This window comes from Acetobacter fallax, from assembly GCF_011516735.1.
Classification (GTDB): domain Bacteria; phylum Pseudomonadota; class Alphaproteobacteria; order Acetobacterales; family Acetobacteraceae; genus Acetobacter; species Acetobacter fallax.
Genome location: NZ_WOSX01000013.1, coordinates 1 through 26,658, shown reverse-complemented (window position 1 = coordinate 26,658; position 26,658 = coordinate 1). Strand labels below are relative to the sequence as shown.

Annotated in this window: 20 protein-coding genes and 1 pseudogene; 11 read left to right on the top strand and 10 right to left on the bottom strand. The window is 58.5% G+C overall.

Going from position 1 to position 26,658, the window contains the following annotated elements; all coding sequences use genetic code 11:
• Positions 1 to 6: 6 nt before the first annotated feature.
• The 4 genes from GOB85_RS08555 (at position 7) to GOB85_RS08540 (ending at position 3,899) form a co-directional block, all read left to right on the top strand.
• A complete protein-coding gene (locus GOB85_RS08555; RefSeq protein ID WP_173577162.1) occupies positions 7 to 1,467 on the top strand; it encodes an NAD-dependent succinate-semialdehyde dehydrogenase in 1,461 nt (486 codons plus the stop codon).
• Positions 1,468 to 1,543: 76 nt separating this feature from the next.
• Positions 1,544 to 2,041: an Lrp/AsnC family transcriptional regulator gene (locus tag GOB85_RS08550; RefSeq protein WP_173577163.1), complete on the top strand. Its 498-nt coding sequence runs from the start codon at positions 1,544 to 1,546 to the stop codon at positions 2,039 to 2,041.
• Positions 2,038 to 2,925, top strand: coding sequence for a GNAT family N-acetyltransferase (locus tag GOB85_RS08545; protein ID WP_242011382.1), 888 nt, complete (start codon positions 2,038 to 2,040; stop codon positions 2,923 to 2,925). Before GOB85_RS08550 ends, GOB85_RS08545 begins: the two co-directional genes overlap by 4 nt.
• A gap of 44 nt (positions 2,926 to 2,969) precedes the next feature.
• Entirely contained in the window at positions 2,970 to 3,899 is a 930-nt protein-coding gene (locus GOB85_RS08540; protein WP_173577164.1) for a 2-hydroxyacid dehydrogenase, read from the top strand.
• An 81-nt stretch (positions 3,900 to 3,980) separates the two neighbouring features.
• Here GOB85_RS08540 and GOB85_RS08535 read toward each other — a convergent pair whose 3' ends face one another.
• The 5 genes from GOB85_RS08535 to GOB85_RS08515 form a co-directional block, all read right to left on the bottom strand.
• Complete coding sequence (locus GOB85_RS08535) at positions 3,981 to 5,264, bottom strand: NAD(P)/FAD-dependent oxidoreductase (protein WP_173577165.1); 1,284 nt, start codon at positions 5,262 to 5,264, stop codon at positions 3,981 to 3,983.
• Positions 5,265 to 5,284: 20 nt separating this feature from the next.
• On the bottom strand, positions 5,285 to 6,613 hold the full coding sequence (locus GOB85_RS08530; protein ID WP_173577166.1) for an MFS transporter: 1,329 nt from the start codon (positions 6,611 to 6,613) through the stop codon (positions 5,285 to 5,287).
• Between the two features lie 12 nt (positions 6,614 to 6,625).
• Entirely contained in the window at positions 6,626 to 7,336 is a 711-nt protein-coding gene (locus GOB85_RS08525; RefSeq protein WP_173577167.1) for an HAD-IA family hydrolase, read from the bottom strand.
• A 24-nt stretch (positions 7,337 to 7,360) separates the two neighbouring features.
• Positions 7,361 to 9,892, bottom strand: a complete 2,532-nt coding sequence (locus tag GOB85_RS08520; RefSeq protein WP_242011381.1) for a TonB-dependent receptor — start codon at positions 9,890 to 9,892, stop codon at positions 7,361 to 7,363.
• Positions 9,893 to 10,363: 471 nt separating this feature from the next.
• Complete coding sequence (locus GOB85_RS08515; protein ID WP_173577168.1) at positions 10,364 to 10,888, bottom strand: hypothetical protein; 525 nt, start codon at positions 10,886 to 10,888, stop codon at positions 10,364 to 10,366.
• A 578-nt stretch (positions 10,889 to 11,466) separates the two neighbouring features.
• Between GOB85_RS08515 and GOB85_RS08510 the strand changes: the two genes are divergently transcribed.
• On the top strand, positions 11,467 to 13,104 hold the full coding sequence (locus GOB85_RS08510) for a glycosyltransferase family 39 protein (RefSeq protein ID WP_173577169.1): 1,638 nt from the start codon (positions 11,467 to 11,469) through the stop codon (positions 13,102 to 13,104).
• A 177-nt stretch (positions 13,105 to 13,281) separates the two neighbouring features.
• Positions 13,282 to 13,584 (top strand): hypothetical protein, encoded by a 303-nt coding sequence (locus GOB85_RS08505; protein WP_173577170.1) that lies wholly within the window; start codon positions 13,282 to 13,284, stop codon positions 13,582 to 13,584.
• Positions 13,585 to 13,704: 120 nt separating this feature from the next.
• On the opposite strand, the gene GOB85_RS08500 is transcribed toward GOB85_RS08505, so the two are convergent.
• Complete coding sequence (locus tag GOB85_RS08500; RefSeq protein WP_173577171.1) at positions 13,705 to 15,648, bottom strand: CocE/NonD family hydrolase; 1,944 nt, start codon at positions 15,646 to 15,648, stop codon at positions 13,705 to 13,707.
• Positions 15,649 to 16,091: 443 nt separating this feature from the next.
• Between GOB85_RS08500 and GOB85_RS19255 the strand changes: the two are divergent.
• The 4 genes and pseudogenes from GOB85_RS19255 (at position 16,092) to GOB85_RS08485 (ending at position 20,080) form a co-directional block, all read left to right on the top strand.
• Positions 16,092 to 17,177: pseudogene (locus GOB85_RS19255) on the top strand (carbohydrate porin).
• A 30-nt stretch (positions 17,178 to 17,207) separates the two neighbouring features.
• A complete protein-coding gene (locus GOB85_RS19250; RefSeq protein ID WP_242011380.1) occupies positions 17,208 to 17,390 on the top strand; it encodes a hypothetical protein in 183 nt (60 codons plus the stop codon).
• Positions 17,391 to 17,569: 179 nt separating this feature from the next.
• Positions 17,570 to 18,466, top strand: coding sequence for a polyphosphate kinase 2 (ppk2, locus tag GOB85_RS08490; RefSeq protein ID WP_173577172.1), 897 nt, complete (start codon positions 17,570 to 17,572; stop codon positions 18,464 to 18,466).
• A 195-nt stretch (positions 18,467 to 18,661) separates the two neighbouring features.
• The gene (locus GOB85_RS08485) at positions 18,662 to 20,080 is read left to right on the top strand and encodes an FAD-binding oxidoreductase (RefSeq protein ID WP_173577173.1); all 1,419 of its coding nucleotides are present in this window, start codon (positions 18,662 to 18,664) and stop codon (positions 20,078 to 20,080) included.
• Positions 20,081 to 20,107: 27 nt separating this feature from the next.
• Here GOB85_RS08485 and GOB85_RS08480 read toward each other — a convergent pair whose 3' ends face one another.
• From GOB85_RS08480 to GOB85_RS08465, 4 genes are all read right to left on the bottom strand, one after another.
• Positions 20,108 to 20,662, bottom strand: coding sequence for a cytochrome b (locus GOB85_RS08480; protein WP_173577174.1), 555 nt, complete (start codon positions 20,660 to 20,662; stop codon positions 20,108 to 20,110).
• Positions 20,659 to 21,759 carry a catalase family peroxidase gene (locus GOB85_RS08475; protein WP_173577175.1) on the bottom strand — a complete coding sequence of 367 codons (1,101 nt, stop codon included), beginning with the start codon at positions 21,757 to 21,759 and terminating at the stop codon, positions 20,659 to 20,661. Before GOB85_RS08475 ends, GOB85_RS08480 begins: the two co-directional genes overlap by 4 nt.
• Positions 21,760 to 21,952: 193 nt before the next feature.
• Complete coding sequence (locus GOB85_RS08470; protein WP_173577176.1) at positions 21,953 to 23,041, bottom strand: glycosyltransferase family 2 protein; 1,089 nt, start codon at positions 23,039 to 23,041, stop codon at positions 21,953 to 21,955.
• 215 nt (positions 23,042 to 23,256) lie between these two features.
• Positions 23,257 to 25,650, bottom strand: coding sequence for a TonB-dependent receptor (locus tag GOB85_RS08465; protein WP_173577177.1), 2,394 nt, complete (start codon positions 25,648 to 25,650; stop codon positions 23,257 to 23,259).
• 369 nt (positions 25,651 to 26,019) lie between these two features.
• On the opposite strand from GOB85_RS08465, the gene GOB85_RS08460 reads away from it, so the two are divergent.
• Positions 26,020 to 26,505: a protoglobin domain-containing protein gene (locus GOB85_RS08460; protein ID WP_173577178.1), complete on the top strand. Its 486-nt coding sequence runs from the start codon at positions 26,020 to 26,022 to the stop codon at positions 26,503 to 26,505.
• Positions 26,506 to 26,658: the final 153 nt, after the last annotated feature.

The window sequence follows — 26,658 nt, the reverse complement described above, 5'->3', positions numbered from 1 at the left end:
CTCATCATGACCCCTGAACTGAACGATTCCTCTCTTTTCCGCCAGGCGGCTTTTATTGCCGGGCAGTGGCGCGATGCGTCCGGCGATCAGCGGATTGACGTTGACAATCCGGCGGATGGCAGCCTTGTCGGCCATGTTCCGGCCTGCACGGCGCAGGACACGCAGGACGCCATAGAGGCAGCGCGGGTTGCACAGGTGGCATGGCAGCGCACGACGGGGACACAGCGTGGAGCCGTGCTGGCCGAATGGCACCGGCTTATTCTGGAAAATGTCGAGGATCTTGCCCGGATCATGACGGCTGAGCAGGGCAAGGTTCTGGCCGAAGCCCGGGGTGAGGTGCGGTATGCGGCCTCTTTCTTCAAGTGGTATGCGGAGGAGGCAACGCGCTCTGAAGGCCAGGTTCTGACGACGGCTGATCCGCACCGGCGTGTGCTGGTTCTGAAACAGCCTGTTGGTGTGACAGCGGCTATTACGCCGTGGAATTTTCCGCTGGCGATGATTACGCGCAAATGCGGGCCTGCCATTGCAGCCGGTTGCAGCATGGTCATCAAACCTTCGGAACTGACGCCGTTTTCCGCGCTGGCGCTGGCTGTTCTTGGTGAACGCGCCGGTCTCCCGGCCGGATTGCTCAGCGTTGTGACCGGCTGGCCGGCGGATGTGGGCAAGGTGCTGACAGACAGCCCGATTGTTCGAAAACTGACATTCACCGGCTCCACCGGCGTTGGAAAAATCCTGATTCGTCAGTGTGCCGACACTGTCAAGAAGCTCAGCCTCGAGCTGGGAGGCAACGCACCGTTTCTGGTATTTGACGATGCGCGTGTGGAACTTGCCGCCGATGGCATCATGCAGAGCAAATTCCGTAATGCCGGACAGACCTGTGTGTGTGCCAACCGGGTTCTGATTCAGGACGGCATCTGGGATCGGCTTCTGCCGGAACTGGCGTCCCGCGTTGAGACTCTGCGCGTTGGCCATGGGACTGATCCGGACAGCACGGTTGGCCCTCTGATCAATGAGGCGGCTGTGCAGAAAGTGCGGGGGCATGTTGAAGATGCGCTGGCGAAGGGCGCGCGTTATGTGGGGGCTCCGCTGCGCATTGAGGGACGCTTTGTCTGGCCGGTTGTGCTGGAAGGTGTCACAACTGACATGCGGGTGGCTCACGAGGAGACATTCGGCCCGGTTCTGCCGCTCTTCCGTTTCAAAACGGAGGAAGAGGCTGTCAGCATTGCCAACAACACGCCGTTTGGTCTGGCCAGTTATTTCTTCACCGATGACATTCGCCGGACCTGGCGGGTCGGGGAAGCGCTGGAATTCGGGATGATCGGCCACAACACGGGCTCGATTTCGATGGAGAGCGTTCCTTTCGGGGGTGTGAAGGAATCTGGTCTGGGTCGGGAAGGCGGCCATGCGGGCATGGAGGAGTTCCTGGAAATGAAAAGTCTGCATCTTGGTGGCCTTGACGTTTTCTGATCAGAACGTTTCGATTGTTCCTGGCTCAGCCTCGCGGGGAGGCTGAGCGCCATCCGTTCCGGAGACAGACTTTCTCATGCAGCCCGCCCCCAAGCTGGACAGGATCGATCTGAAAATCCTTACTCAGCTACAACGCAACGGACGCCTGACCAATGTCGAACTGGCCAACCGTGTTGGCCTTTCGGCCAGTCCGTGCCTGATCCGCGTCAAGCGACTGGAGTCAGCCGGGTATATTACCGGATATGGTGCGCAGATTGACGTTCGGAAAATCACGTCTGTTCTCACGGTTTTCACTGAGATCACGCTCTCCGATCACCGGCGGGATGATTTTTCACGGTTTGAGGCTCAGGTTCGCAAGCTGGATACGGTTGTCGAATGTCATCTTATCAGCGGTGGCTACGATTATCTGATGAAATTCATCACCAGGGATGTCGAGCATTACCAGACCATCATGGAAAATCTTCTCGATCTGAACATCGGTATCGAGAAATACTTCAGTTATATCGTTATCAAATCCCCGATTGTGAAACAGTCTTTTCTGATCGAGGATATTCTTCCGGAGAATGGCACTTGACCGGGACCGCCACCTACAGAGATCAGCAGGAAACGCAGATCGCGTTCAGGCCCATGCATCCGGACGATCTTCCTCAGGCGGCCCGGTTGTCGAAGGATCTGGCCTGGCCGCATCGGCAGGACGACTGGTCGCAGATGCTGGATCTGGGTCAGGGCACTGTCGCCACGACGCAGGACGGTACCGTGATCGGGACAATCCTCTGGTGGAAATGGGGCGGACAGGCTGCCTGCCTGGGCATGATTATCGTCAGTCCGGCATGGCAGGGGCATGGCATTGGCAAACAGCTTATGGCACTCGCCCGCCAGGCGTTGCCTGGCTATACGCTTTATCTTAACGCGACCTCGGCCGGCGTGCCGCTCTATGAAAAATCCGGCTTTCGCTACACGGGTGTTGTCGAACAGCACCAGGGTAATGTTGCTACCGCGCCGCTGATCCCTTTGCCGGAAGGTTGTCGCATACGCCCTGCCGGGGTGGCTGATCTTGAGGCTCTCTGCGCCATGGACGCTGCAGCGAAAAAAATGGACCGCCGGTCCCTCATTGAGTCCCTTCTTTCTGATGCACGGTGTATTATTATCGATTCAGAAAGTGGTATTCTGGGGTTTTCGTTCTGTCGCAAATTTGGCTGGGGGCAGGCTGCCGGTCCGGTCATGGCCACGTCCGAAAATTTTGCCCTTGCGATGGTCGCTTACTGGGCAGGGATCTGCGCCGGTCAGTTCCTGCGTGTGGACATGCCGCAGAATGATGTTATTGCGACGGCTCTCGACGAATGGGGGCTTCTGCGTGTTGGAACTGTCGTTTCGATGACAACCGATCGGGCGGATAGTGTGCCACCGCTTCCGGGCGAGGCGACCTGCTTTGCATTGTGTGGTCAGGCTTTCGGATAAGTTGTGCCATCGTCTTTCACCTTCCCATTACGGGGACTTAAAAAATGTCATTCCTGCTGAAATCGACAAAAGAACGAGCGGATGTCTGGGGGCCTCTCTTCCGGAGCGCGCTTCCCGATCTGCCCTTTCATGTCTGGCCCGAAACCGGGAATCCTGAGGATGTGCGGTTCCTTGCAACATGGCAGCCGCCAGCGGATCTGCTGACGTTATTTCCTAATCTCGAAGTAATTTTCTCTGTCGGGGCCGGTGTCGATCAGTTTGATATGACCCAGATTCCTGATCATGTGATGATCATTCGCATGATAGAACCCGGTCTGACTGACGGAATGGTGGAATATGTCAACTGGGCGGTGCTCACGCTCCACCGTGACATTCTGACCTATGTCAGGCAGCAGCGGCAGCATGAGTGGAAGCCACTGCACAACAAAATCGCTTCTCAGAGGCGGGTTGGTATCATGGGCATGGGAACGCTTGGCTCGCCTGTTGCAAGTGCCCTTGCCAGGGAAGGTTTCGTCTGTAGCGGGTGGAGCCGGTCCCGCCATGAGGTTGAAGGGGTCACGTCATGGGCCGGGCCGGATGAACTGGACGCGTTTCTGGCGGCTTCGGAAATCCTGGTGTGTCTGCTGCCACTGACGGATGCGACACGCGGCATTCTCAATACCAGCCTGTTCTCCCGCCTGCCGAAGGGGGCTCAGATCATCAACGTGGCTCGCGGGGCGCATCTTATCGTACCCGATCTGATCGCCGCGCTTGACAGCGGACAGCTCAGTGCGGCCATTCTGGATGTGACCAGCCCTGAGCCGCTGCCTGCGGAGAGTCCGCTATGGGACGATCAGCGTGTGCTGATTACGCCCCACGTAGCCAGTGTCAGTCAGACGGAAACTGCCGGGCGCGTTCTTCTCGATACGGTCCGCCGTTATCTCGCGGGAGAACGCAATTTCCCGTCCGCGGTCGATCGTTCAAAAGGTTACTGAAGCGGCATGGAGTTTTCGGGCAGGGGGTGTCATCCCCTGCCCGCCTGTCTCTGATGACGGGACAGACGTTCTGGTCTGTCGTTATTCCTTCATTTCCTGCACAAAATCCTTAGCCCGGTAAAAGGCCCCCACCAGGGGCAGGAAGTGAGACGCCAGGCCATAACAGGGGATTTTCTGCCATGCTCTGCCGGCCAGCGGGTTAGTGTCTGGCATCCCTGCCATCGCTTCCGCCATGCGCTGGCCCATATAGACCGACATCTGTGTTCCGTGGCCACTGTAGCCCATGGTGTAGAACACGCCGTTCCACTGTCCTGCGTGGGGCAGGCGATCGACGGTCATATCGACGTCACCGCCCCAGCAATAGTCGATTTTCACATCCGGCAGTTCCGCAAATGTACGGCGCATGGCGGCCAGAAGCATGTTTCCGCTGGCAATGTCTGTCGTGGTGCGCGAGCGGGAGAAGCTGGCTCGACCGCCAAAAATAAGTCTGTGATCTTCTGTCGCGCGGAAATAGTTATGGATATTCTGCATTGTTACGACATTCCGTCCGCCTGGCATGATCCGGCGTATGGCTGCCTCATCCATAGGCTCGGTCGCGACAATGAAACTGCCCACCGGCATGATCCGTTGCCGGAACCAGGAGGGGCTGTTCCGGCTGATCCCGGTAGCCATCAGCACTGATTTTGCGAGAATCTTTCCCCGAGGGGTCGTGATTTCAAAAGAGCTGCCATTCCGTTTCATACCGGTCATCGGCGTGTTTTCAAAAATCTGGCCGCCAGCATGCATTACGGCGTTCGCCAGACCCACTCCGAAACGTCCCATATGCATCCGCGCACTGTCGGGATAGAGCAGGCCGCTGCTGAACAGGTCTGATCCGAGTTCCTCGCTGACCTGATTTCTGTCCAGAAGGCAGGCTTCAGGGTCTGCTGCTGCTGTCAGCCGCGCATGATCGGCCTGAAGCGCCGCCGCATGAGCCTGCCGGTTGCCGACCTTCAGCTTGCCACATCGCGCGAAATCGCAGTCGATGTTGTTTTCCCGTGTGATGGTCTCAACGGTATCGACCGCGCTGTTAAACACCTTATACAGCCGTGTGGCAGTCTCTTCTCCCAGCTTCGCGCAGGATGCGGAAAAGCTGCCGGCCAGGCCATTATTCACATGACCGCCATTCCGGCCGGATGCTTCACCGATGACCCGGTCACGTTCCAGGACCACGACGGACGCCCCGAGCTGTCGAAGACGAAGGGCGGCTGAGAGGCCACTGAATCCTCCTCCTGCGATGACCGCGTCCACCTGTCCCGGCAATGCCGCCTGCGGCGTGCCGGTGAAGAGCGGTGCGGTATCGAGCCAGTAGGACGTGAGTTTCATAAGACGACTCCATAACCCTGTCAGGAGGGTGTGATGTGGCTGGCCTCGGAAAGGCTGAGTCCTGACGTCTCAGGGGCCCATCGCCACGAGATAAAGGCCCCGGCTGCCAGGATTGTGCAAGCCGCAAAAAGCGTTGTCCTGACACCATAATGCGACACACCGAGCGGCAGGAGAAATGTGCCCAGTGCGGCTCCCAGCCGGCTGGCCGATGACGCGAAGCCCACGGCCGTTCCGCGGATTTCTGTCGGGAACAGTTCGTTGGGATAGACGAACTGCAAACCACTCCCAGCTGCTTCGACTGCGGAATAGATAATGAACGCCGCAATGACGAGCCAGCCGACCTGACCTGGCCATGCAGCAATGAACAGAAGCGCCGCGGCGCCCAGAATGAACGACCAGATCAGCAGCGTGCGGCGTCCCATGACGTTGATCAGGCCGAACGAGACCGGAAGGATACCCAGAAACGTAAAGCAGGTCACCACGCATGCGGCCAGGAGCGGGTTGCGCATATGCATCTGCGCCAGAATCTGCGCCTGAAGAGTGTGAATGGAAAATGCTGGCGCGCTCTGGAGAATCCAGAAAGTGCATACGAAAAGCAGTGTGCCCCGATAGCGCGGCGAGAGGAGCATGGACAGGGCACGGCCCGCTCCTCCGCGCATGCGGTTTGTGCTCACGCCCTCGAAAGAGACGTCCGTGTGCAGGAACGTTTTTACGATGTGCCGCGCTTCCGTAACCCGGCCCGCGCCGGCCAGCCACAGAGGTGATTCCGGCATTCCGGCCCGGCACAGCAGGAGCAGGGAGGAAGGAACAAAACTCGATCCGAGGACCAGATTCCAGTTTCCGGGATACCAGGAGATCAGGACATAACCGATCAGGAAGCTGGCGACGTAACCGAGCCACCAGAAGGTGATCAGCCCGGCCAGGGCGGGGCCTCGCCAGCGGCGGGGCATGAACTCTGTCACATAGGCGGTTGCGATCGGATAATCGGCGCCGATAGCGACGCCGATCAGGAATCGCCACATGAGCAGGGATGTAAAACTGTCGCTGAAAAACTGAGCTGCAGAGAAGGCCGCAAACATGACAATGTTGACGGTGTAGAGGAGTTTGCGCCCGAAGCGGTCGGAAATCATGCCGCCTGACAGGCCGCCCACGAACACACCCAGAAGTGACGACGCTCCGATCAGCCCTGTCGCATCCGCGCTCAGATGAAAATCATGGACCAGCAAGGGCAGCACGATGCCGATCAGGCCAAGAATATAGCCGTCACAAAACGGGCCGCCTCCGGCGATCAGCGCAAGACGGAGATGGAAGGCGGAGGGAGGTATTTCATCAGGTGTCCGGACTTCCATTCCGTCCCCTCCTCAGGATCGCAGCATCAGCAATGCATCCTGATCCGCAAGGTCAGCCAGTTCCTTCAGTGTTGAGAAATGATAATCGGGCGTGGTGAGGTTTTCGACGGCTATTGTTCCGCCAAAGCCGCCTGCCCCTTTGCGGCGTTCGATCCAGCACACGGTGTAGCCCAGCTTTCTTGCGATACCGATATCATGGTACTGGCTTTGTGCGACGTGAAGAATATCGTCTTTCAGGATACCGTCGCGGCTGAGGCGTCCGCGTGCGAAACCGAAAAATGCGGTATCCGGTTTTTCGCAAAGCGCATCGTCCGCCGTGATCGAATCATGGAATGGCAGTCCGAGCGTCTTCTCCATACCGGAGAAGGCCCAGCGCTGTGTATTGGTCATGGCCACCAGCGCAAAATGCTGGCCGAGACGCTCCAGGGCTTCGACCGAGTCCGGAAAAGCCGGCCAGTCTTTTGCGGCGAGGACAAAAGCATCCGCGTAAGCCTCGTCTTCCGGCAGTCCGAACTGAGTGGCCAGAGTCTGATAAATCGGTTTCAGATCTTCCGGGAATGGCAGCGTTTTACCGCGTGCGCGCATTCCACGGTAGGCTGAGAGAAAGGCTTCACGGTCGATTTCTTTGTCGCACAGTGTCTGCAGAGCACGGATCATCCCCGTTTCAAAGTCGATCAGAGTACCAACGACGTCGAAAGTGAGGGCTTTTGGAAATCTGGTCATTACACGTCTCCGATTTTGATGCTTTCAGAAACCCACTGAGAAAGAGAGCACACCTGCGAAACCGCCGCCGACATAATACTGGGGCGACGATCCGGCCACTGAGTGGCCTGCCACGGAAATGCTGCGGGCATTGGTCTTGATGCTGCTTGTCCCTGACAGATAGCCATTGTTTCCGATATTCAGAAGATTGAGCTGAATCTGGGGATGTTTGGCGAAACCAAAGTTTCTGAAACGATAGCCGAGATTGACGTTGAATGTCTCGTAACCGCCGATCGATTCATCATTCATGAAGGTGGAGTACTGTTTGCCGATATAGTTCATATTGAACCCGCCAAACGTCGATCCGTCATCATAGTTCAAACCGACAGCGGCCGTGAATTCAGGTGTATTGACCGCAAGCTTTCCTTTTGTCGGCAGATTGACTGCCGTGCCGTCGGACGCAACCGCAGGGAGATTACTGTCAATCGTGGCGTGTTCATATTGCCCGGAGAAATAGGGACTGAAGTGATGCCAGCGCTTCAGTCCGACCTCGATCTGCGCGCCGCGCATGGTCTGACCGCCAGCATCAATCGACTCCGAGATCGGCAGGCCGTTCTGATAAGTTGTTGTGCTGAGCTGACGATGTGTGAAGTTGTAATTGAACAGGGCCACGTTGACATTGGCAAAACCACTGTGACGGAAACCAATTTCCTCACCGATAGCGAATTCAGGATTGATATCTGATGCGTGTTTTGATGACAGCTTTCCTGTGGAAACACTGTAGCGATCGGCATAGGTCATGATGGAGGCCGGCATACGGAAAGAAGCCGTGCCATTGATATAGATCTGATCGTGCGGCGTGATTTTGTAGCTTGCCATGAATTGCGGCAGCGGTTCTGCGGCGCTCTGGCCGGTCGCATAGGTCACGCCGGGCACATTGTTTGTCTGTGAACGGGTTACCATCACTTCCTTAAACCCGGCAGTGACTGTCAGCTTATCATTCAGCGCCTTGTAGGTGTCGTTGATGAAAAGCGCATTGGTCTGCTGGACAAGGTGAATGTCATATGTTCGCAGAATACTGCCGTTCTCTGTCAGAATCGGATTGTTACCCCACATGCTCGGCACGCCGCCATCCGGATTGACTGCCTGATAGCTCTGCGGTTCCGCCTGATCGAAATAGGAGTACCAGGCTCCGCCTGTCAGCGTATTATGGCCCTTTGTCCAGGACATCACGGCATTTATGCCGGAATATGCCAGAGTATATGTGTCGATTGAGGCTGCCACGATACTGTTGTTTGTTCCACCCACCTGCAACGGGCCAGCCGGATCGGGACCAAGATAACTGCCGTCCCGGCTCAGCGTTGAACCGCCGTTATCGTAGCCCCACGAATAGGTGAAATAAGGCGTGATATCCAGTGACAGTCCGTGGTCGAATTTCAGATTGACCGGAGCGCCCAGGATAAATTTCTTCATCCTGTTTTCTTCGTATTTATAGTAATTTGCCGGAGAACTCCCCAGCGGTGTGTCATTGTAGTTGAAATTGACACCATACTGATTCCACTGCGATTTCGTAGGCGCTCTGAGATAATACTGCTTTGCGTCGTTATAGCTCATCACGAAAGAGGCCCGGCTGCCGCCTTCCCACTCTTTCAGAAGCTTCATGTCAATATGATAGCGCCTTGTCCCGCCAACGCCACGCCATTCATCTGCCTGACGATGAGAGAATGAGATAAATCCGCGGATGCCGCTGTTTCCCAGTTCTCCTGTATCAACCCGGATAAAATGGCGCCGCAAACTGAACGAACCGTATGTGGCGTCAATCAGGCCGCCAAAATGATGTTCGGGATCACGCATTGTCTCTGAGAGTTCACCGCCAACAGCATTGTAAAGCGGGGAGCGCGTGTCCGGAGATCCCTGAGTCAGCGTCAGGGACTGAATGTTTTCATTATCGGCCGCGGCTGATGTGTAGGGCAGAAGATAGACTGGCGCAGCGGCCGGAATGCCTTCGAAGAGATAACCGATTTCCTGCTGATTCAGTCCGCGAACCGTCAGTCCCTGCTGATCGTCATTTGTCCCGAGCGGGTCATTGCCGGCATAGACCACGCCCGGAAGACTGGCCACGAGGGCGGCCGCGTTACTCGTCGGGCTCTGTTTTGCGATGTAATCGCGGGTCAGCCCGCTTCGTGATTTTGCGATCGTCTGAGGCGGCATCATACCACCACCGGGAGTCGTGTTTGTCACGCCGTTCGGCAGGGAGGCGCGCCCTGTCACTTTCACGGTTTCCTCACCTGAGGCCGTAAAATTCTGCGGTGGCTTTTTCTGCGGAGCCGATTGCTTTGTCGCGACAGGCTTCCGGGAAGTGACCGCTGATGAAGCCTGCTCATCCGCCAGCGGGTGATGCCCGGTCGCCGCTTCAGCCTTACCGGAAATACTACCGGAAAAACCATACATTCCGACCAGCGATGAAACGGAAAACAGCAGACGCAGGGATCGTGATACTCTGCCGGCAGCGATACCCGACGGAAACGGCGCTGATACAGAGCGCCACACTACGACAACGTTACGAGTGGTAGCCATATTTATTCCTCCGGGACGATCCTGAGAGACTGAAGAGCGTAAAACCTCGCCCTTCTTCGGATGATTGTGGGCGTAACGCGACAGAGGAAAACTCTGATTTCGTTACTAATTCAGAATATCATGTCGTTTTTATATCGGAATAAAACAGACTGCGACCTGAACTGTGCGCTTCGGGAGAACGCCGCCAGCAGCACGAGACTTTGCATCAGGTATCGCGGATGACGTTCCGGGACCTGAGGACTGGCTGTCCGGACACACTATGAAATTCGGGAGTCGTCTGGCGAGCACGGCGATCATTCCGATCTGTCCGCAGGCCGAGCGGAAAATCACGAACTTTTTTTACACGGCACTGACTGTCCCATGTCCACACCGCATCGCGACCGACGAGAAAGGCATCACCGGCATGAAATGTCTGTCGCTCTCCCCTCCTAGCTGACAAAGGTTGCACTTCCTTCATACAGATCCATAAATTCATAATGCACAGAGGGAACAGGGCACCGGAAATAGTGTGGACGCCCGTATTCCGCTGCAGAACTGTTCGTCAGCCGACCGCCATGCGGTGCTGCTTTCACGGTCTGACGTCGGACCGCTCAGATACGCCACCGGCGATGAAGAGGATGGGGACAACGGGGCATCCGCGTCCATGCCGATGATAGCCGGACTGTTGGTTTCGGACCCCTGAACCTGCATTCTGATCAGATTTGTGTCGGTGGACGCTTTCCGGTCGAACATCATTCCGGCTGTGATGATCAGCCCCTCATTCACACCGGCCTCTGTCCGGTTCAGGGAGAGATGTCCTTCAGGAACAAAGAGAAATGTATCGGCGGGCAGGCGTTCGACAGTGGCGTCCGCGGCCGGGACGATGACATCGACGGTGATACGGTCATCGGGAAACGGAAGGACATGCCGGGATGTCAGACAATCTCCGGCTGAGTCGGAAATTTTTCCTGCGAGATCTCTCTGATCAGTGACGCTTCTGATATCGGTCGCAGTCACAATATTCTTGTCTCCGGCAGGGGACGGCAACGGGAGTGGTCAGTTCCCGACCGACACGTTTCGACTACAAAAGGATAATACAGGTGACACATCGTAATCGTGTCTTTTTCACCTTCGCACAGTGTTCTGGCGATACAGAGTCAGCGCAATTCAGCATTTTCTGCTGTGGACCATGACGGCGCGAGGTTATCTCTGTACGACCTGATGCGGCGCCAGAGGTCGCGGCCCTCCGGATAGCTGGCACGCTCTGCCTCCTGTTCTGAACAGTCCGCAACAGACTGGCAGGGCTGGCGACGTGCGGCGGAAACATTCCGGGCCGGAAAAATGTGTTCAGACAGGGAGGCAGCGGATTTTCCACGATGAAGCTTCTTTGTCTGACGGGCGTCTCAGGGAGATGCCATTTTGTCTGAATGTGAGCAGGAAAACTGTGTCGCTTTCGGGTAAAGTGTTGTTTTTCAGAGTGGAGCACGCGGCAGTCTCTGCCTTCACTCCGTCGCAACCGCTTTCCGCCGGGTCTTTTTGTGATTTTCTGACATCAGTAGGATATCTCTTCCTGAGACTTAGCGAGGTGCTTCTGCATGATTGCCCGTTATCTGATCAGGACCGGAGAGGTGCGGCGTTGCGGATCGGCTTTGCCCCGGGTCATCGGACTGGTGATGCTGTTCGGGCTGGCGATGAGGCTTTATCATCTCGGCACACCTTCATTATGGCTGGATGAGACTTTCAGCGCGTGGTTTTCTTCCCGCGACTGGCGCTATCTCTGGCAGGAGGTACCCCGGTTCGAGACTCATCCGAGTTTCTATTATTCGCTTCTGAAACTGTGGCGGACAGCTTTTGGCGATGATGAATTTACGTTGCGGCTGCTCTCCGCGCTTGTGAACACCGTGACAATCCCGTTTGTCGCAATGACAGCTTATGTGTGCGGTGGTCGGCGGACGGGGTGTAGTGCCTCCATTCTGAGTTCTCTGCTTTTTGCCTGTTCAGCGACACAACTGACGGCGGCGCAGGATGCCCGGCCCTATGTGTTCATGACTCTTGGACTGTCGATCGCGTTGCTTTCAGCGATCGGCGTCATGGCTGCCGGCGGGCGGGCGGCGCAGCCGATGTCGCGGCTGCTGGCGCGAGATCCCGCAATGGCACTGTATTTCTCGGGCATCGGTTCTGGCATTGCGCTTCTGGCATGGAGCCACAATTTCGGGCCGCTGTTCGGGTTGGTGCTGGGGGGATGTTTGCTGTTCTGGTGGCTGACCGCTGGCGAACGGTCCGCGCCATTGCTGGTCAATCTTCTGCTGTCAGCGGCGCTGGCCGGGTTGCTTTATGCTCCCGATATTCCAATCATCCTGATGCAGATGGAAACGATGGGAAAGCAGGGGTTCTGGTTAAGCCGTCCTGGTATCGGGGACGTTTATCACGTGGTCGCACAGATGCCGCTGGGATATCCTTCTTCCGGGCCTGTCATGGCGCTCGTGGCGTTTCCGGTGATCGGCATCGGATTGACGGGGCTGTGGGCGCTGTGGCGGAAATCCGGTGACGGTGACATCCCGCGGGCTGTTCCGCTCACTCTGCTGGTCATGGCTGTAGCGCCCACACTGATATCCTTTGCGATCAGCCGGAGTGGCCAACCGGTTTTTCTGTTCCGGACATTACAGCCTTCGCAGGTACCGGTCATTATCATGATGGCCTGCGCGCCTTTAATCTCGGTACGGGCACGAAAGATCCTGATTATTACGGTGGCCATGATGGGAGCGGCCGCATCATGGTTTTTCTGGTCTGGTCCTGTATCAGCCTCTGAGGACTGGCGAGGGCTTGTGATCGCGATCCGTGACAATGCCCATGGGGAAATTCCGAAGGTTGTTATTCTGGCGGCAGATTCTGAACTTCCCTTTCTGTACTATACGGAACGGCTAAAGATCAGGATGGAATTATTACCGGTTCCGGGTCATTTCCCTGTTACCGGCCCGCATTTTTTCTATCCGGGTGGTGGAGGCGGCGATCCTGGCATTACTCCGGAAATGTTGCCTCCTTCTGAAGATAAGATCAAAGATGCCGACCAGATCTGGTTTGTTTCACGAATGGCCGGTATTTTTGATAAAAATACTCTGGTCGAAAAGGCATTACATTCCCGGTTTCCCTGTGAGTTGAGAAGGCAGGGATATGGCAGACTCCTTGCACGTGGAAAGGCGGACGGGAGTTGTCCGCCGGAGGGCTCGCAATGACCGGATCAGAGCTCATTCAGGTGCGGCGGGGCAGGAAGGCGGGAGGGAGCCTGTGTTACGGGCCGGCGACAGTGTCGGTCATCAGCCCCTGTTCAGGCTGTACCTGTGAGCAGGTGCGCGCAAAGCGGGCGGCGAAAGAGCTTTTGCGCCGCGGACGCAGCGAAGCGTCCCTTCCCCGTGAGACCTGTGACCTGGTGGGCCGGACTGCCTGAACGGAGACGCCATCGCGGTGATCTGGAGCGAGGTGTCGGCTCGGGCGATCCGTTATGGCGGAGACGATCCCGACATTCCGGAGCAAAGCCTTCGGGCCTCTGCACCCGGCTGGCTTATGACCTGAAACTTATGTTCCGGCGCTATCAGCAGGATGGAACGATGGCGGAACAGGCGGAAATCGATCGTCTCACGACGGTTCTCGGCCATGCCCCGCGTTCATATCGTGACTTTGCCGTTGCCATGGTGAAGCAGTGGGCGGTGACCTGACGGCCGGGAGCGCCGGAAGCAGCGACAGGTCGACAGGTCGTGACCGCTGCGTGCCGGCGGCCCTGCCTGCGCTCCGTATCCTCCGGCTTTGAGCTTTTCTCTGACGAATGATTTCTGAAGTCAGGGCGAAGCCGGGAGGACGGGCAGGTCTATGTGCGAGGCGGCCTGGGGGCTGGCGTAAACACGCTGGGTGGCAGGGCGGAAGCTGGATGCTTTAGCCTGGTAGATACTGGTGACCCAGGTTTGCGGGTTGCGGTCGATCAGGGGGAACCAGGTGGACTGGATCTGGACCATGATGCGGTGGCCTTTGAGGAAGACGTGGTCATGGTCGCGTAACGGGACGGGCCAGTCGGTGACTTTGTTGGGTGTGAGCGGAGCGGGGTGACTAAAGTCGTGGAGGTAGCGGCCACGGCGGACTTCCATGGCGATGGGGAGTTGGTAGCCGTTCATGGACTCTGCCCATGTGGCGGTTTCCGGGCTGGTCAGGGCGGTTTTCTGATCTTTTTCCGGGAAGGCATCGATCAGTTTCACGATGAAGTCGGAATCCTGGCCGGAGGTTGAGGCGAAGAGGTGGGCTTCGAGGGGGCCGGCGATGCGGAGGTCATGATCGAGGGGGACGCTGGTGAAGGTGAGGACGTCGGGGCGGTGATCGACGAAGCGCTGGTCATTGGTTTCCCAGGTTCGCCATTCGGGTGTCGGATAGGTTGGCGAGATGGGGCGGGCGCGGTAGGGCACCGGGCTGGCGGGGTCGGAGATGTATTGACGGAACGGGGTTTCGGCTTTTGCGGGTGGCGTGAAGGACAGGGTTCCGTCGGAGTGGAACCAGAGGGTTTCGGTTTTGACGTGTGCGTCCGGCCAGGTGGCGTAGCTGCGCCAGGTGTTTGAGCCGGTTTCGAACATGCGGGCTTTCCACGTCGGTTTTTCGCCTTTGTCGTGGAGGTAGTAAGCGAAGAACGGGGCTTCGATCTCTTCGCGGAATTCCGCGCCGGTTTTGTGGCCGCCCATAGGCAGGAGGCCGATCGTGTCGCCGTCGGTGCGTTGCCAGCCCCCGTGATACCAGGGCCCGGCGACGATGAGGTTTGTATTGTCCGGGTCATGCTGTCCGGCGGCGCGAAAGATCTGCCAGGGTCCCCAGGGGTCTTCCTGGTCCCAGAAGCCGGCGACGTTCAGGTTCGGGACTGTGGAGGCGTGGATCTTTTTGTACCAGGCTTCTTCTTTCCAGAACGCATCGTAGTCCGGGTGGGCCATGGTGGCGTTCCAGTAGCCGAGTTTGTTATGCAGGTAATGATCGTTGACGTTGGTGAGCGGGCCGAGGGCGAGATACCAGTCATAGACATCATGTGTGCTGAAATCGAAATGGGTGTTGGCGTTGCGGTCCGCCTCTTCCATGACTGTGTATTCGAAGGTGTAGCTTTCGCGCAGGGCGCCGTAATGGTGATCGTCGTCGTTCATCCACTGATCGGCGGGAGAGGCCTGTTCGCTGATGGCTTTCAGGGCTGGATGCGGGTTGAGGAGCGCCATGCCTGAGGTGAGTCCGGCGTAGGACACGCCGTAGAGGCCGACGCGACCGTTATTGTTCGGGATGTTTTTCACCAGCCAGTCGATGGTGTCCCAGGCGTCGTTCGTTTCATTGGGCTGTTTTGGGTTGTTTTCGTCGTATCGGGAGCTTTTCAGGAATTCGCCTTCGGATTTAAAGCGGCCACGCAGATTCTGGTACACCATGATGTAGCCGTCTTTCTGAAATGCGTGCCAGCTTGGCAGTTCCCGTGAGATCGGTTTGGGGGATTCCTGGTCGATCATGGCCTGATCGGGCACGCCGTAGGGGGTGCGCGTCAGGAGGATGGGGAGCGGGCCGGTCTGCCCGGCAGGGGTGACGATGACGGTTTGCAGGCTGGCACCGTCGCGCATGGGGACCATCACTTCTTTTGCGATGAAGGCGGCGTGCGGGGCCTGGGTGGTATCGGCAGCCAGGAGGGGGGCATTTGCGGCGAGGGGCGGCAGGGTGATGACGGCGCCCAGCAGCAGGTGGCGGAAGGTGAGGCGGCGAGCTGGCGTTACTGGCATGAGGTTCCACACGAATAATTTTGATACGATTGTGTCATGATTTTTAGGGGTGGGCAAACCGGCGATGCCTGTTGTCCGGGTGTGAGGAGGGCGGGGTGGCCTCCCTGCCCTGCTATGCCGTTCTTTGCCTGGTTTTCTGAGTGTCGTGGTTTGCGAAGCCTGCTGCCCGGGGGCCGGGTCGTCATAAAACTATAATGGCGGGGCAGTCCGGCCATGTGGTTACAGGAACCGTGGTCACTTAACGAACGGGCACACCGATGCTGGACAGGACTGCCGGACAAGCGGCCTGTGGCGCGACCGGATTTGGCGCTGTGGCGGGCATCCCTTGTTCCGGATATTTTTCTTTGCCGGTGCTCCGGCGTTGCCCGGTCTCCTGATGTGATCGGCGCAGGGCTCTGAGACGCATCGGGGACTGTCGGGATTTTCTTGCGACGGCGCTGGTGATGGCGGTTCCTGCGCTGGGGGCGGACCGTCTGGCGGTCACGGATATTCTCCCGTCAGGCGTTCCCCTGCCCTTTCCGTCTTCCGCTCTCGACAGTTCTTCGGAGAGCTGGGACACGACCATTATCGGCGATCCTTCCAGCCTCCGGTCCCGCATGCATGATTATGGAGTCCGTTTTAGTCTTCAGGATGTTGAGGAACTGTGGGGCGACGTTGCCGGAGGGCGAAGCAGGGGGGCGAGCTATAACGGCATGACGGCCATGATGCTCACGATGAATACCGGTCCGCTGCCGGGCTGGCGAAATGGTCTGTTCAATGTCAGCGCGCTTCAGATTCGGGGACGATCTTTTACGGGTGACAGGGTTGGTGCGCTGAACACCATCAGCGGCTATGATGCCGGACGATCGACGCGCCTGTTCGAGCTTTGGTATGGCCAGGGGTTTCTGGGCAATCGTCTGGATATCCGGCCTGGCGCCATCGACCCGGATACCGAATTCATTGTCAGTGACAATGCCTCCCTGTTTCTGAACGCGAGTTTTGGCTGACCTCTTTCGGGCGCCCCCAATCTCTATTCCGGCGGTCCCTCCCGGCCTTATTCCTCACCCGGCGTGAGATTTCGCGCTATTCCGACCTATCCGCTCGTTCTGCTAGTGGCTGTGACGGATGACAATCCCGCCGGGGGGCCGTTTTATGGCACAACCAGCCCGGCTGTCCGAAATGCTTCCGGCACCCGGTTTGATCTGTCCACCGGTGTTTTCATCATTGCGGAGGCGCAGTTTTCCGTGGATGCGGCACGCCGTCTGGGCGCTGACCATGCGATGCTGCCGGGCACGTGGACGGTTGGGGGTTTTTACGACACGGGGGCATTTCCTGACCGGAGATATGACGACCGGGGGCAGCTTCTTGCCAGCCCGACATCAACGGGTGTTCCTCTCATGCATCGCGGCAACTGGATGGTTTACGCCGTCGCTGATCAGACTGTCTGGCGCACGGACGAAACGACGCCGCGGGCGGCCAGTCTGTTTTTCAGAATCAGCGCGACCGATGGCTCGCGCAACACATTTCCATGGCAGCCGATGCCGGGGTGACGTTTCACGGGCTTGTTCCGGGCCGTCCGGATGACGTTTCGGGCCTGGGGGATGGGACAGTTTGGAGACCGGACGCTTGCCAACAGTCTGGATGAGACATTGCTTCACGCGCCGGACGCGGCGCCGCTTCATGCCGAACACCACATTGAGCTCACCTGGCAGGCGCCTGTGTGGAGGGGTGATCGACAGCGCGACGGGCCGGAGGATTCCTGATGCGGCGGTTGCAGGTCTGAATGTGACAACGAGTTTCTGAATTCAGGCTCTGTTTATGTCTGTTCCGTGAAATCTGACCCGCGGGCCGGAGAATGCCATGACGAACCCATGGTGATGGGTCAGAGTATGGTGATGCTCCGACAGGCAATCCGTTGGAACTGACAGTGAGTGAGAACAGCATGAACACGTGGTCTGAAACAGAGCGCAACCGGGTCCGGAACGAGATTATTGATGATCTTGACGAAGAGTTTGAACTCGGGCTCGACGATCGCCGGATGGACGGGGCCGGGAACGCCGAGGCCCGCGCATTCAGAAAAACGTATTTTCATGAACTGCTCCGGCTTCAGGGTGAACTGGTAAAGCTACAGGACTGGGTCAGGGACACCGGATATCGCCTGGTTGTTCTTTTTGAGGGGCGGGACGCGGCTGGCAAGGGCGGCGTTATCAAGCGGATTACCCAGCGTCTCAATCCCCGCGTCTGCCGCGTGGCTGCGTTGCCGGCTCCCAGTGAACGCCAGCGGACGCAATGGTATTTCCAGCGTTATGTCGAGCATCTTCCTGCCGGAGGCGAGATCGTTCTGTTTGACCGCAGCTGGTATAACCGGGCTGGCGTTGAGCGGGTGATGGGTTTTTGCACGGATGAGCAATACGAAGAGTTTTTCCGTTCCGTGCCTGAATTTGAGAAAATGCTGGTCCGCAGTGGGATCAAGGTTGTGAAATACTGGTTTTCGATTACGGACGAAGAGCAGGAAGCGCGTTTCGGGGCGCGTATCGAGGACTCTCTCAAACAGTGGAAGCTGAGTCCGATGGATCTGGAGAGCCGTGTGCGCTGGGAGGACTATACACGCGCCAAGGAGGTCATGCTGGAGCGTTCGAGCATTGAGGAAGCGCCGTGGTGGGTGGTTCAGGCGGTTGATAAGAAAAAGGCCCGCCTGAACTGCATCAGTCATCTGCTGGCGCAGGTTCCGTATCATGAGGTGGAGCGGCCGCTCGTGACACTTCCACCGCGTCTGTGCAATGAGGATTATGTGCGTCAGCCGACACAGGACTCCATGATTATCCCTGAAATTTACTAAGAAAAGTTGATTTTCAGCACGCAGACGCTCCCCCCGGAACATTGCGACTGAGGGAGCACGCGCCATGGCTCTGTCCGAAGTATCTGGCGGTGATGAGGCGGCGCAGTTCTGTCATGAGTGCGAACAGGTGACGGGAGGCTGACGGGGCTGCTACAGTCCCTGTTTTCTTCTCTCTGCTGACAGGGTGCTGTTTTCATGGCTGACGGTTCTGATTTGCCTGCGTCGCGTATCCGGCTTGTTATCACAGCGCTTCAGGAGCGAATGGGCGCGCGGGTCAGCACTGTCGGATCCGTGCGGGAGGAGCACAGTCACGGCGAGGCGCTGGATGCATCACGTTTGCCCGAGGCGGTGGTGTTTGCGGAAAGCACCGACGATGTCTCGGCTGTTTTAAATCTGTGTCATGAACATCGGGTGCCGGTGGTGGCGTTTGGCGCGGGAACATCGGTTGAAGGGCATGTGACGCCGCCGGAACATGCGATCAGTCTGGATCTGTCACGCATGACGGGGATTGTGCAGTTCAATCCTGAGGATCTGGACTGCCGGGTGCAGGCGGGACTGACGCGGCAGGGGCTGAACGCGCAGATTCGTGACGCCGGGCTGTTCTTTCCGGTTGATCCGGGTGGTGAGGCGACGCTGGGCGGGATGTGCGCGACGCGGGCTTCCGGGACGGCGGCGGTCCGGTACGGGACGATCAAGGAAAATGTGCTGGGGCTGACGGTGGTTCTGGCGACGGGCGAGGTGATCCGCACGGGCGGGCGGGTTCGGAAGTCCTCGACGGGATATGATCTGACGTCGCTGTTTATCGGGTCCGAGGGGACACTCGGGGTGATTACCGAGGTTCAGTTGCGGCTGTACGGGCTGCCGGAGAGTGTGGCGGCGGCGGTGTGTCAGTTTGAGACGGTGGACGAGGCGGTGCGCACGGCGGTTGAGGTGATCCAGTATGGAATCCCGGTCGCGCGTGTGGAACTGGCGGATGAGATGCAGATGGAGGCGTGTATTCGCTATTCGCATCTGGATGAGCTTCGGGCGTTGCCTACTCTGTTCTTTGAGTTCGCTGGCGGCCCGGGGGCGGTGAGCGAGCAGGTTAAGGCGACGGAGGAGCTTGCGCGGGAGAATGGCGGGCTGGGCTTTGCCTGGGCGGACACACCGGAGGAGCGGTCGCGGCTGTGGAAGGCGCGGCATGATGCTTACTGGGCTGCACGGGCGCTGGAGCCTGGGGCGCTGGTGATTTCGACGGACTGCATTGTTCCGATTTCGAAGCTGGCCGAACTGATTGCGGGGGTGCGCGAGGACATCGCGGCTTCGGGGATGCGGGCGGCGATGGTGGGGCATGTGGGGGACGGGAATTTCCACACGCTGATTCTGGCGGAGGACAATGCAGCGGGTCGGGCTGAGATTCTGGCTCTGGACCGGAAGATTGTCGGACGGGCGCTGGCGATGGGCGGCTCGTGCTCGGGTGAGCATGGTGTGGGTCTGGGCAAGCAGGAGTTTCTGGAGACAGAGCACGGAGCCGGGGCGCTGCGGGTGATGCGGGCGCTTAAGGCGACGATGGACCCGACGGGGATTTTGAATCCCGGGAAGCTGTTGCCGGCCGGGGAAGTTTATCGGGGGTGACGGATGTGTCCGGGAAGTCTCGCCTGTTCAGGGGAGATCACGTTCGGTTCGTCTGAAGGACACCATTGAGGGCCAGACGCTGTCTCGCAGAATGAGCGCGTGCAGGAGGGCCGCAGCGAGATGCAGCAGGATTGTCGCGAAGAGGAGGATGGCGAGCCAGGTGTGCAGGTGTCGGAGCGTGGCGAACAGGACGGGGTTATGCGGGAGGATCGGCGGCAGGTGGAATCCGCCCCACATGATGACGGGATAGTTTCCGGCTGAGAGCATGCCCCATCCGATCAGAGGCATGGCGATCATCAGGGCGTAAAGCAGGACGTGGGAGCCGAGGGCGGCGGCTTTCTGCAGGGGCGGCATGGTGTCCGGCAGCGAAGGCGGTGGCACGAGCAGACGGTTTGTCAGCCGGACGAGCGCCAGAAGCAGGATGGCGATTCCCAGCGGGCGATGCAGGCTGAGCAGTGTGTAATAGGCGGGGCCGGTGGTAGTGGCCATGAAGACGCCGACGAACAGCATGGTCAGTATCATGACGGCCATCAGCCAGTGCAGGATGCGGGCCAGTCCGGAAAAACGGATTGAGGTGCTCATGTTTTTTCTCCCGGCCGGATCATGGCGGGCGTGATGGCGCCCGGGGGTTTATGTTCACCTGAACGCAGGGTGAGTGAGCGGGCATAGGCGGCGGACCGTGCGGCGGGGATCGGGTCATCCGAGGGAGTGATGCCGGACGGGAGCACCAGCGGGTCATAGGTGAAATTGGTGCAGGGGCCTCCGTCCTCGCTTTCCGCAGCGTTCAGCGTCAGCACGCCGGCGTCGATCTGTGGCCGGGAAGAGGGCCAGGGGAGTGCGGGATCGGCGACGGGGTCTCCGGGCTCTGCCGGTGTGATCATCAGGTGCCAGCGCAGTGGTGCTCTGGCGAGCGCGGCGATGAGGTCGGTGAAGAGGTAGTCCCTGCCGTCATGCGTCTCATCGGGGCGTGGTTCGGATTGTTGCCGGGCCTGTTCGGGCACCATGGCCCAGCGCACCGGGGTTGTGGTTCCGTTCGGGCTGACGAACAGGAAACTGTCGAGGCTGTTATAGGTGTCGTTTGCGAAACCTGATGTGATGGGACGGCTCTTTATCAGGGCGATGGCCTGCGCTGTTTCCGGGTGGGTGGTCACGAAGGCGCCCATGCGGGCCGGATCGGGTTTGCCTGTTCGGGGATCGGGGCGCGTGGCGAGTGTGAAGGTGTTGAATTCGCTGACGTTACGGACGGGGAAGACCGGGATGTCGTTGATCCCCATTCGCCATTCCGCGCCATCGGGGGGCATGATGCGCAGGGCCATGCTGCGAACTTTCGCTGGCGCGTCGTTCTGATACGGCATGCCTCCGGCCAGGGCGAAGCGGCCGATGACGGGCGAACGGACGGGGCCGAACAGGGTGGCGCGGGACAGGTGCATTGCCTGTCCGCTGCTTTCGAACCAGCCCGTAACACACATACCTTTTGCGTGATTGCGTCGGAAGCCGGGGTGGAGGCCGTCGACGGCCTGGAAGGTGTTCATCAGGGTGGACTGTGTCAGCCGGTGTGGCGAGAACCATCCGGCTGCGCCGATGAAGGCGAGCCCGAGGACCAGCGGGACAGCGCCGACGACAGCAAGGCGAAACACGATGCCCGGTTCACCGGGGCGGTCGTCGGGCAGCATCTTCATGATGAGAGGCCTTCTGCGTTTTTTCGGGATAACCGGGACTGTCAGCGGGAGGGCGCTCTGGCGGTTCCATGATGGCCAACGGATGCTGGTGGCAGGAGTTCCTGCGTGGCGTGTGTTCATGGAGAAAAACAGGTAGATGAGGTTTTGTGCTGGCGCGCAGTGTTGCTGGCAGAGGAATTTATGGCGCAGGCTTTTAGTCCACGATCTCCTGCTCCACGACGATCGGAGGCAGGGACTGGCCGTTGGGCAGCCGGCCTTCGTCCCAGCCGCTGGTGATGTAATGCAGGAGAGGCCACTGTCCGTAGAAAGCGTCCTGAGCCACATCGGGATTGGTGGCGGCGTAGAAGGCGGCGTCAAACTGGACGAAGCGATGTCGTCGTTCGTCATCATCCGATTTGTGGACCAGAAATCCGGCAGGCGGTGTGACCGGCAACTGCACGCCGCCGGTTCCGAGAAGTCTGTGCCAGTCTATGCCAATTTCTTCAAACCAGGAGAGCAGGCCGGGGGCGTAGATGTCCGGATGGTCACGATACTGCTTCAGGAAATCCGCTTCCGGTATCCGGAAATAGGAATAGAGATGATATCCTTCCGAAGTTGGTGAGACGGATGCGGGGTCGGCATCACCGATCAGGTGGCGCAGTTTTTCGTGGGCGGCGCGCTGGATATCCGTGAAGCGCGGTCGGTTATGCAGGTGCAGGCAGGCGAGCAGGGACTGGCCCCAGCGATCGGGATAGATTGTGCCCGGATTATGAAAACCATGATCGAGTGAAACGATGGTGTTGGCGGCGAAGATCGCCCGTCGGATGATTTGCGGGCGGAAATAACCTGGTCGGGAGGGGACGTTGAGCAGCACGCGGTTGTTGACGAAGGTTGCCTGCTGGTCTGCCATCCGTGCCAGCGCGGCGAACACTGAATCGCGGTCCCACGCCAGGCTGCCGGTCATGGTCACAATGAACTCGTCACAGTCGAGCGGCAAAGCGAACGCGTAGCCGCCGTCACGGTCCCAGCCCCGGATCACATCTGCAACGATATCGCCTTTTCGGACGAAGTCTTCCTTTGTCGCGTAGTCTCTGAGAACGGTGACTCCGGAGGCCTCGTAGCGACGCAGGATGTCGAGCACGACGGGATCATCCGAGCCGTTGTCGATCACGGTGAGAGCGGAAAAGCCGAACAGGGCGCCGTGATGCAGCAGCCATGGTTCGAGCAGCGTCGTCTCATTTTTTTGCATCGTGACGCAGCGTGCGGCGAGGGTATGGGTCGGCGAATGTGGCGAACGGGTCATGGATTTACGCTATCTGATAGCGTGCCGGTTGCAAACAGCTTCGCGGTGGTATCTGGTCTGTCGGCTACGGTCCTGCAGGTGGGAGGAGGCCGGGGAGATCCGGGCGGTTCCCGGACCTGACAGGAGCCTCGGGGCCCCGTGCCCCGGTTTATTAAGATAAACGATTTCTGAAAATGTGAAATTCTGGTGAATTTTATTGAGAATTTATGGGTGTTTCAGAAATCGCATGAGAGTCTCGCACCGATGAAGCGTGGGGTGCCGGGGATGTACATATAGACTGTTGTGGCCTGACCGCCGGACTCTGAGTAGTGGCGATTGAGGATGTTCTGGGCGTAGAGGGTAGCCTGCCAGTGGCTGGAAGCGGGACGGAAGGTGACGTGAGCCCCGAGGAGGAAGTAGGGCGGCAGACGGTAAAAGCCGGTTCCGCCCGGTGTCATGGCCTGACTGCCGCGATAGAGCCAGTCGGGACCGAAATCGAGACCATAATGATGGCCGAGCGGCTGGCGCCATTCGGCTGAGCCGTTAAGGGTCAGTTTGGGCTGGCCCATATCAACACCGCTGAAATTGTCGTTGATGGCCCTCCAGATGCCATGTGCTGCGTAGTACGCATTGGTTTTGGCACGGTTGACGGTCGGGAAGTTCTGGAAGGTACCGCGCTGCCAGCCGAAATTCTGGGTGATGAACAGGCGTTCGACCGGACGGGCTTCGATGGTGCCCTCGAAGCCCCAGCTTTCGGATTTCGGGGCGTTGGTGATCTCGCTGTCCGGACCGTAATTCGGGATGAGGACGGTGCCGAGGATCTGCTGATTGTGATAATCGTTATAGAAGGCAGCGCCATTGATGCGCAGACGGTTGGGGATCGGATCACTTTTGAAACCAACCTCGTAAGTGAGGACAGTTTCCGGTTTGAACGGATCGAGCTGGGCCTGAAGCTGGGTATTATTGGCAGTGAAGCCGCCGGGTTTGAAACCTTTGCTCATTTTATAATAAAGCATCGCGTTCTGCGTCATCTGCCAGGAGATGCCGATCTGTCCGGCGAACTGGTTTGCGGCGGTGCTTTCGCCGTGAAAATTCCTTGTAGAACCACCATAGATGACGGATTGCAGGTTGCTGATACTGCGATCGTCGAGTTCGTGGAGCAGGCCGGCCCAAAGGGTGATGTTATGGGGCAGTCTGTAACTGATATTTCCGAACTCTGATGTGCTTTCCTGATTAAGCCCGAAGGTGGTGGACATCATGTAGCCGCGGGCGGGGACATAATCGGTATAATCGAAGAAGAATCTCTGGTGCATGCGGCTTCGTTCGTACATCGCGCCGACAGTCCATTGCAGGCGGTCTTCGGAGTGCGATGAGGAGAGACGCAGTTCCTGGGTGAAGACATTGCTGTCGATGTCGCGGTAGGTATCGGCCTGTGACTGGGCGGTTGCATCCTGATCGGTGTATTCGCCACGGCGTTCGGTGTTGAAGGCGCTGATGGAGGTGAGGGTCGCGGGGCCGAAATCGTGGCTGATGTTGAGGTCAGCACCCCAGTACTGATTATGTTCGCCGGGCTTGAGGCCGGCGGGGCGGCCGATGAGTCTGGCGAATTGTGGGCGCATGCCCCATTCGGCCTGCTGCCAGGCGAGTTTGGGGAGGGCGGCGGTTCCGATCAGGCGGTCGATGGGAATGCCGGTGACGACCTGGCTGTCATCCTGGGTGAAATGGCCGGACAGGGTGATGGTGGTGTGGCTGTCCGGTCTGTAGCGGAGTTTGCCACGGAGCGCCCAGAGGTCGGCATCGCCGAGATGGTCGCCGTTGAGCGGATTGGTCTGCCAGCCGCCACCCTGCTGCGTCTGGCCGGAGAGGCGGAATGTCAGACCTTTGGCGAGGGGGCCTGAGACATAAGCTTCGGATCGGCTACGGGCGTAGGAGGCGATGTCCTGTTTTGCGCCGGCATGCCAGGTGTCAGTGGGGTCAGCAGTGCGGAGCATGACTTCGCCGCCGGTATCAGACATGCCGTGTTTTGTGCCAACGGGGCCTGGAGTGACGGTGGCGCCGGCCATGTCGAACATCATGCCGTCAGTCATGCCGGAGTAGATGAAGGGTACGTCATCGAAATAGGTGAGGACCGGCCCCATATTGTTTTGTGTAAAATCATTGAAGCCGACGCCCCGCAGGTAAAAATTGGTTGAGGCTGTGCCGTTGATGCTCTGGATGGTGAGGTTGGGCGCGATGTATTCGAGGCCGCGCAGGGTGACGATGCCGCGGGAGAGCAGTCGGTCGGCGGTGACGCGGGTTGAGGCGTCAGGGGTATGCTGGGCTTCGGGGTAGCTGAAATCGCGACGCTGAGCGGTGACTTCGACGGTTTCGGGTTTTGCGGCGAGTGTTGCGCGCGGCGGTTTTTGCGGTGATTGGGATGGCGCTGGTCTGGCGTGTTTTCCAGGTGCGGCGGGACGCAGTGTTGCCGCGTGTGCTGCGGCTGTCGTGATGACGCAAACGCCCAGAACGAGGGATATGCCAGCGGGAACGGCGCAGCGTGCGGCAGGAAACAGGCGTTTTTGTCTGGCGCCATGGGCTGCCGGGTGCGGAAAACAGCGGGAGACAGACCTGAAGGGACCGTTCGGAGGCACGGGGGGAGAATACTCCTGACATATACGAGATTCTGATATGCGGTCAGCCCTTACACGGTATTGCCGGGCGGGTCACCGCAAACCGCTTCTCCGGGATTATTTTCCGGAGCGCGGACGCTACTACCGCGAAAAATCCTGCGGATGGTGCCAGTCTGTGTATCTCCGTGCTGATACGCAGGGAGCCGGTTTTCCTGTGAATGGCGGCGGCCCTGCGCATCGCCGGCCATGTGTACCATAAAATATCATCATCGCGGCCTGACCGTCTGAGTTTCAAGGCTTCCTTAATAAAATGTTCGGAGAATAAGTGGCTCCTGGAGCGCGGACTGACGGGTATTATGCCCGGAGACTGGATATTTTCGGAAGGTTTGGATGGATATCCCATCGGTTTCACCTGAGGGTGAAATACCCGCGCGCAACAAAAAAGAATGGAGCACTGTCATCAGGGATGTTGATGACGGCGTGCGTTTTGAGGTGTCACGCCTTGTCGCCGGTATTGCTCATCTGTGTGCAGATTCATTTTATGACACTCTTCTGAGCAATCCGGAGGCGGCGATTTATATTTCGTCGGAGACGGTTCATGAAAGGCTGCATACAGCACTGACGAACTGGCTTATTTTTCTGTTTCCGGAAAATCAGCCGGATGTTGACGCACTCATTTCTTTACAGGAACGGGTTGGCGTTGCGCATGCACGCATGCGGATTCCCATGACGCTGGTGCTTCAGGGGATACGGACTCTGAAGCAGACATTGCGCCGGCGTCTGTTTGAACTGGATATGTCGCGTGACCGGCTTCTGGCGGCGCTGTCCTATATGATGACGATTGTGTTGAAAAAGCCTTGTTGTGATTGCGGATGAAAGCACCGTGGGGTTAGCCTGATTGGCCTCTTCACCTCACCCTGCCGCCATCGCCTCCCGCGGTGGGACGAGCCTGGCCATCTTGCGGAGGTTCTGGGCGGTTGCGGCGAGGAGGAACTCGTCATGAGCGCCGTTTGGGCCACGTAATCGCAG

Excerpts from the sequence above, each read along its gene's own strand:
- GOB85_RS08555 (WP_173577162.1), top strand. The coding sequence starts at position 7 with ATGACCCCTGAACTGAACGATTCCTCTCTTTTCCGCCAGGCGGCTTTT.
- GOB85_RS08550 (WP_173577163.1), top strand. The coding sequence starts at position 1,544 with ATGCAGCCCGCCCCCAAGCTGGACAGGATCGATCTGAAAATCCTTACT.
- GOB85_RS08540 (WP_173577164.1), top strand. The coding sequence starts at position 2,970 with ATGTCATTCCTGCTGAAATCGACAAAAGAACGAGCGGATGTCTGGGGG.
- GOB85_RS08535 (WP_173577165.1), bottom strand. The coding sequence starts at position 5,264 with ATGAAACTCACGTCCTACTGGCTCGATACCGCACCGCTCTTCACCGGC.
- GOB85_RS08530 (WP_173577166.1), bottom strand. The coding sequence starts at position 6,613 with ATGGAAGTCCGGACACCTGATGAAATACCTCCCTCCGCCTTCCATCTC.
- GOB85_RS08525 (WP_173577167.1), bottom strand. The coding sequence starts at position 7,336 with ATGACCAGATTTCCAAAAGCCCTCACTTTCGACGTCGTTGGTACTCTG.
- GOB85_RS08520 (WP_242011381.1), bottom strand. The coding sequence starts at position 9,892 with ATGGCTACCACTCGTAACGTTGTCGTAGTGTGGCGCTCTGTATCAGCG.
- GOB85_RS08510 (WP_173577169.1), top strand. The coding sequence starts at position 11,467 with ATGATTGCCCGTTATCTGATCAGGACCGGAGAGGTGCGGCGTTGCGGA.
- GOB85_RS08500 (WP_173577171.1), bottom strand. The coding sequence starts at position 15,648 with ATGCCAGTAACGCCAGCTCGCCGCCTCACCTTCCGCCACCTGCTGCTG.
- GOB85_RS19250 (WP_242011380.1), top strand. The coding sequence starts at position 17,208 with ATGACGTTTCGGGCCTGGGGGATGGGACAGTTTGGAGACCGGACGCTT.
- ppk2 (WP_173577172.1), top strand. The coding sequence starts at position 17,570 with ATGAACACGTGGTCTGAAACAGAGCGCAACCGGGTCCGGAACGAGATT.
- GOB85_RS08485 (WP_173577173.1), top strand. The coding sequence starts at position 18,662 with ATGGCTGACGGTTCTGATTTGCCTGCGTCGCGTATCCGGCTTGTTATC.
- GOB85_RS08480 (WP_173577174.1), bottom strand. The coding sequence starts at position 20,662 with ATGAGCACCTCAATCCGTTTTTCCGGACTGGCCCGCATCCTGCACTGG.
- GOB85_RS08475 (WP_173577175.1), bottom strand. The coding sequence starts at position 21,759 with ATGAAGATGCTGCCCGACGACCGCCCCGGTGAACCGGGCATCGTGTTT.
- GOB85_RS08470 (WP_173577176.1), bottom strand. The coding sequence starts at position 23,041 with ATGACCCGTTCGCCACATTCGCCGACCCATACCCTCGCCGCACGCTGC.
- GOB85_RS08460 (WP_173577178.1), top strand. The coding sequence starts at position 26,020 with ATGGATATCCCATCGGTTTCACCTGAGGGTGAAATACCCGCGCGCAAC.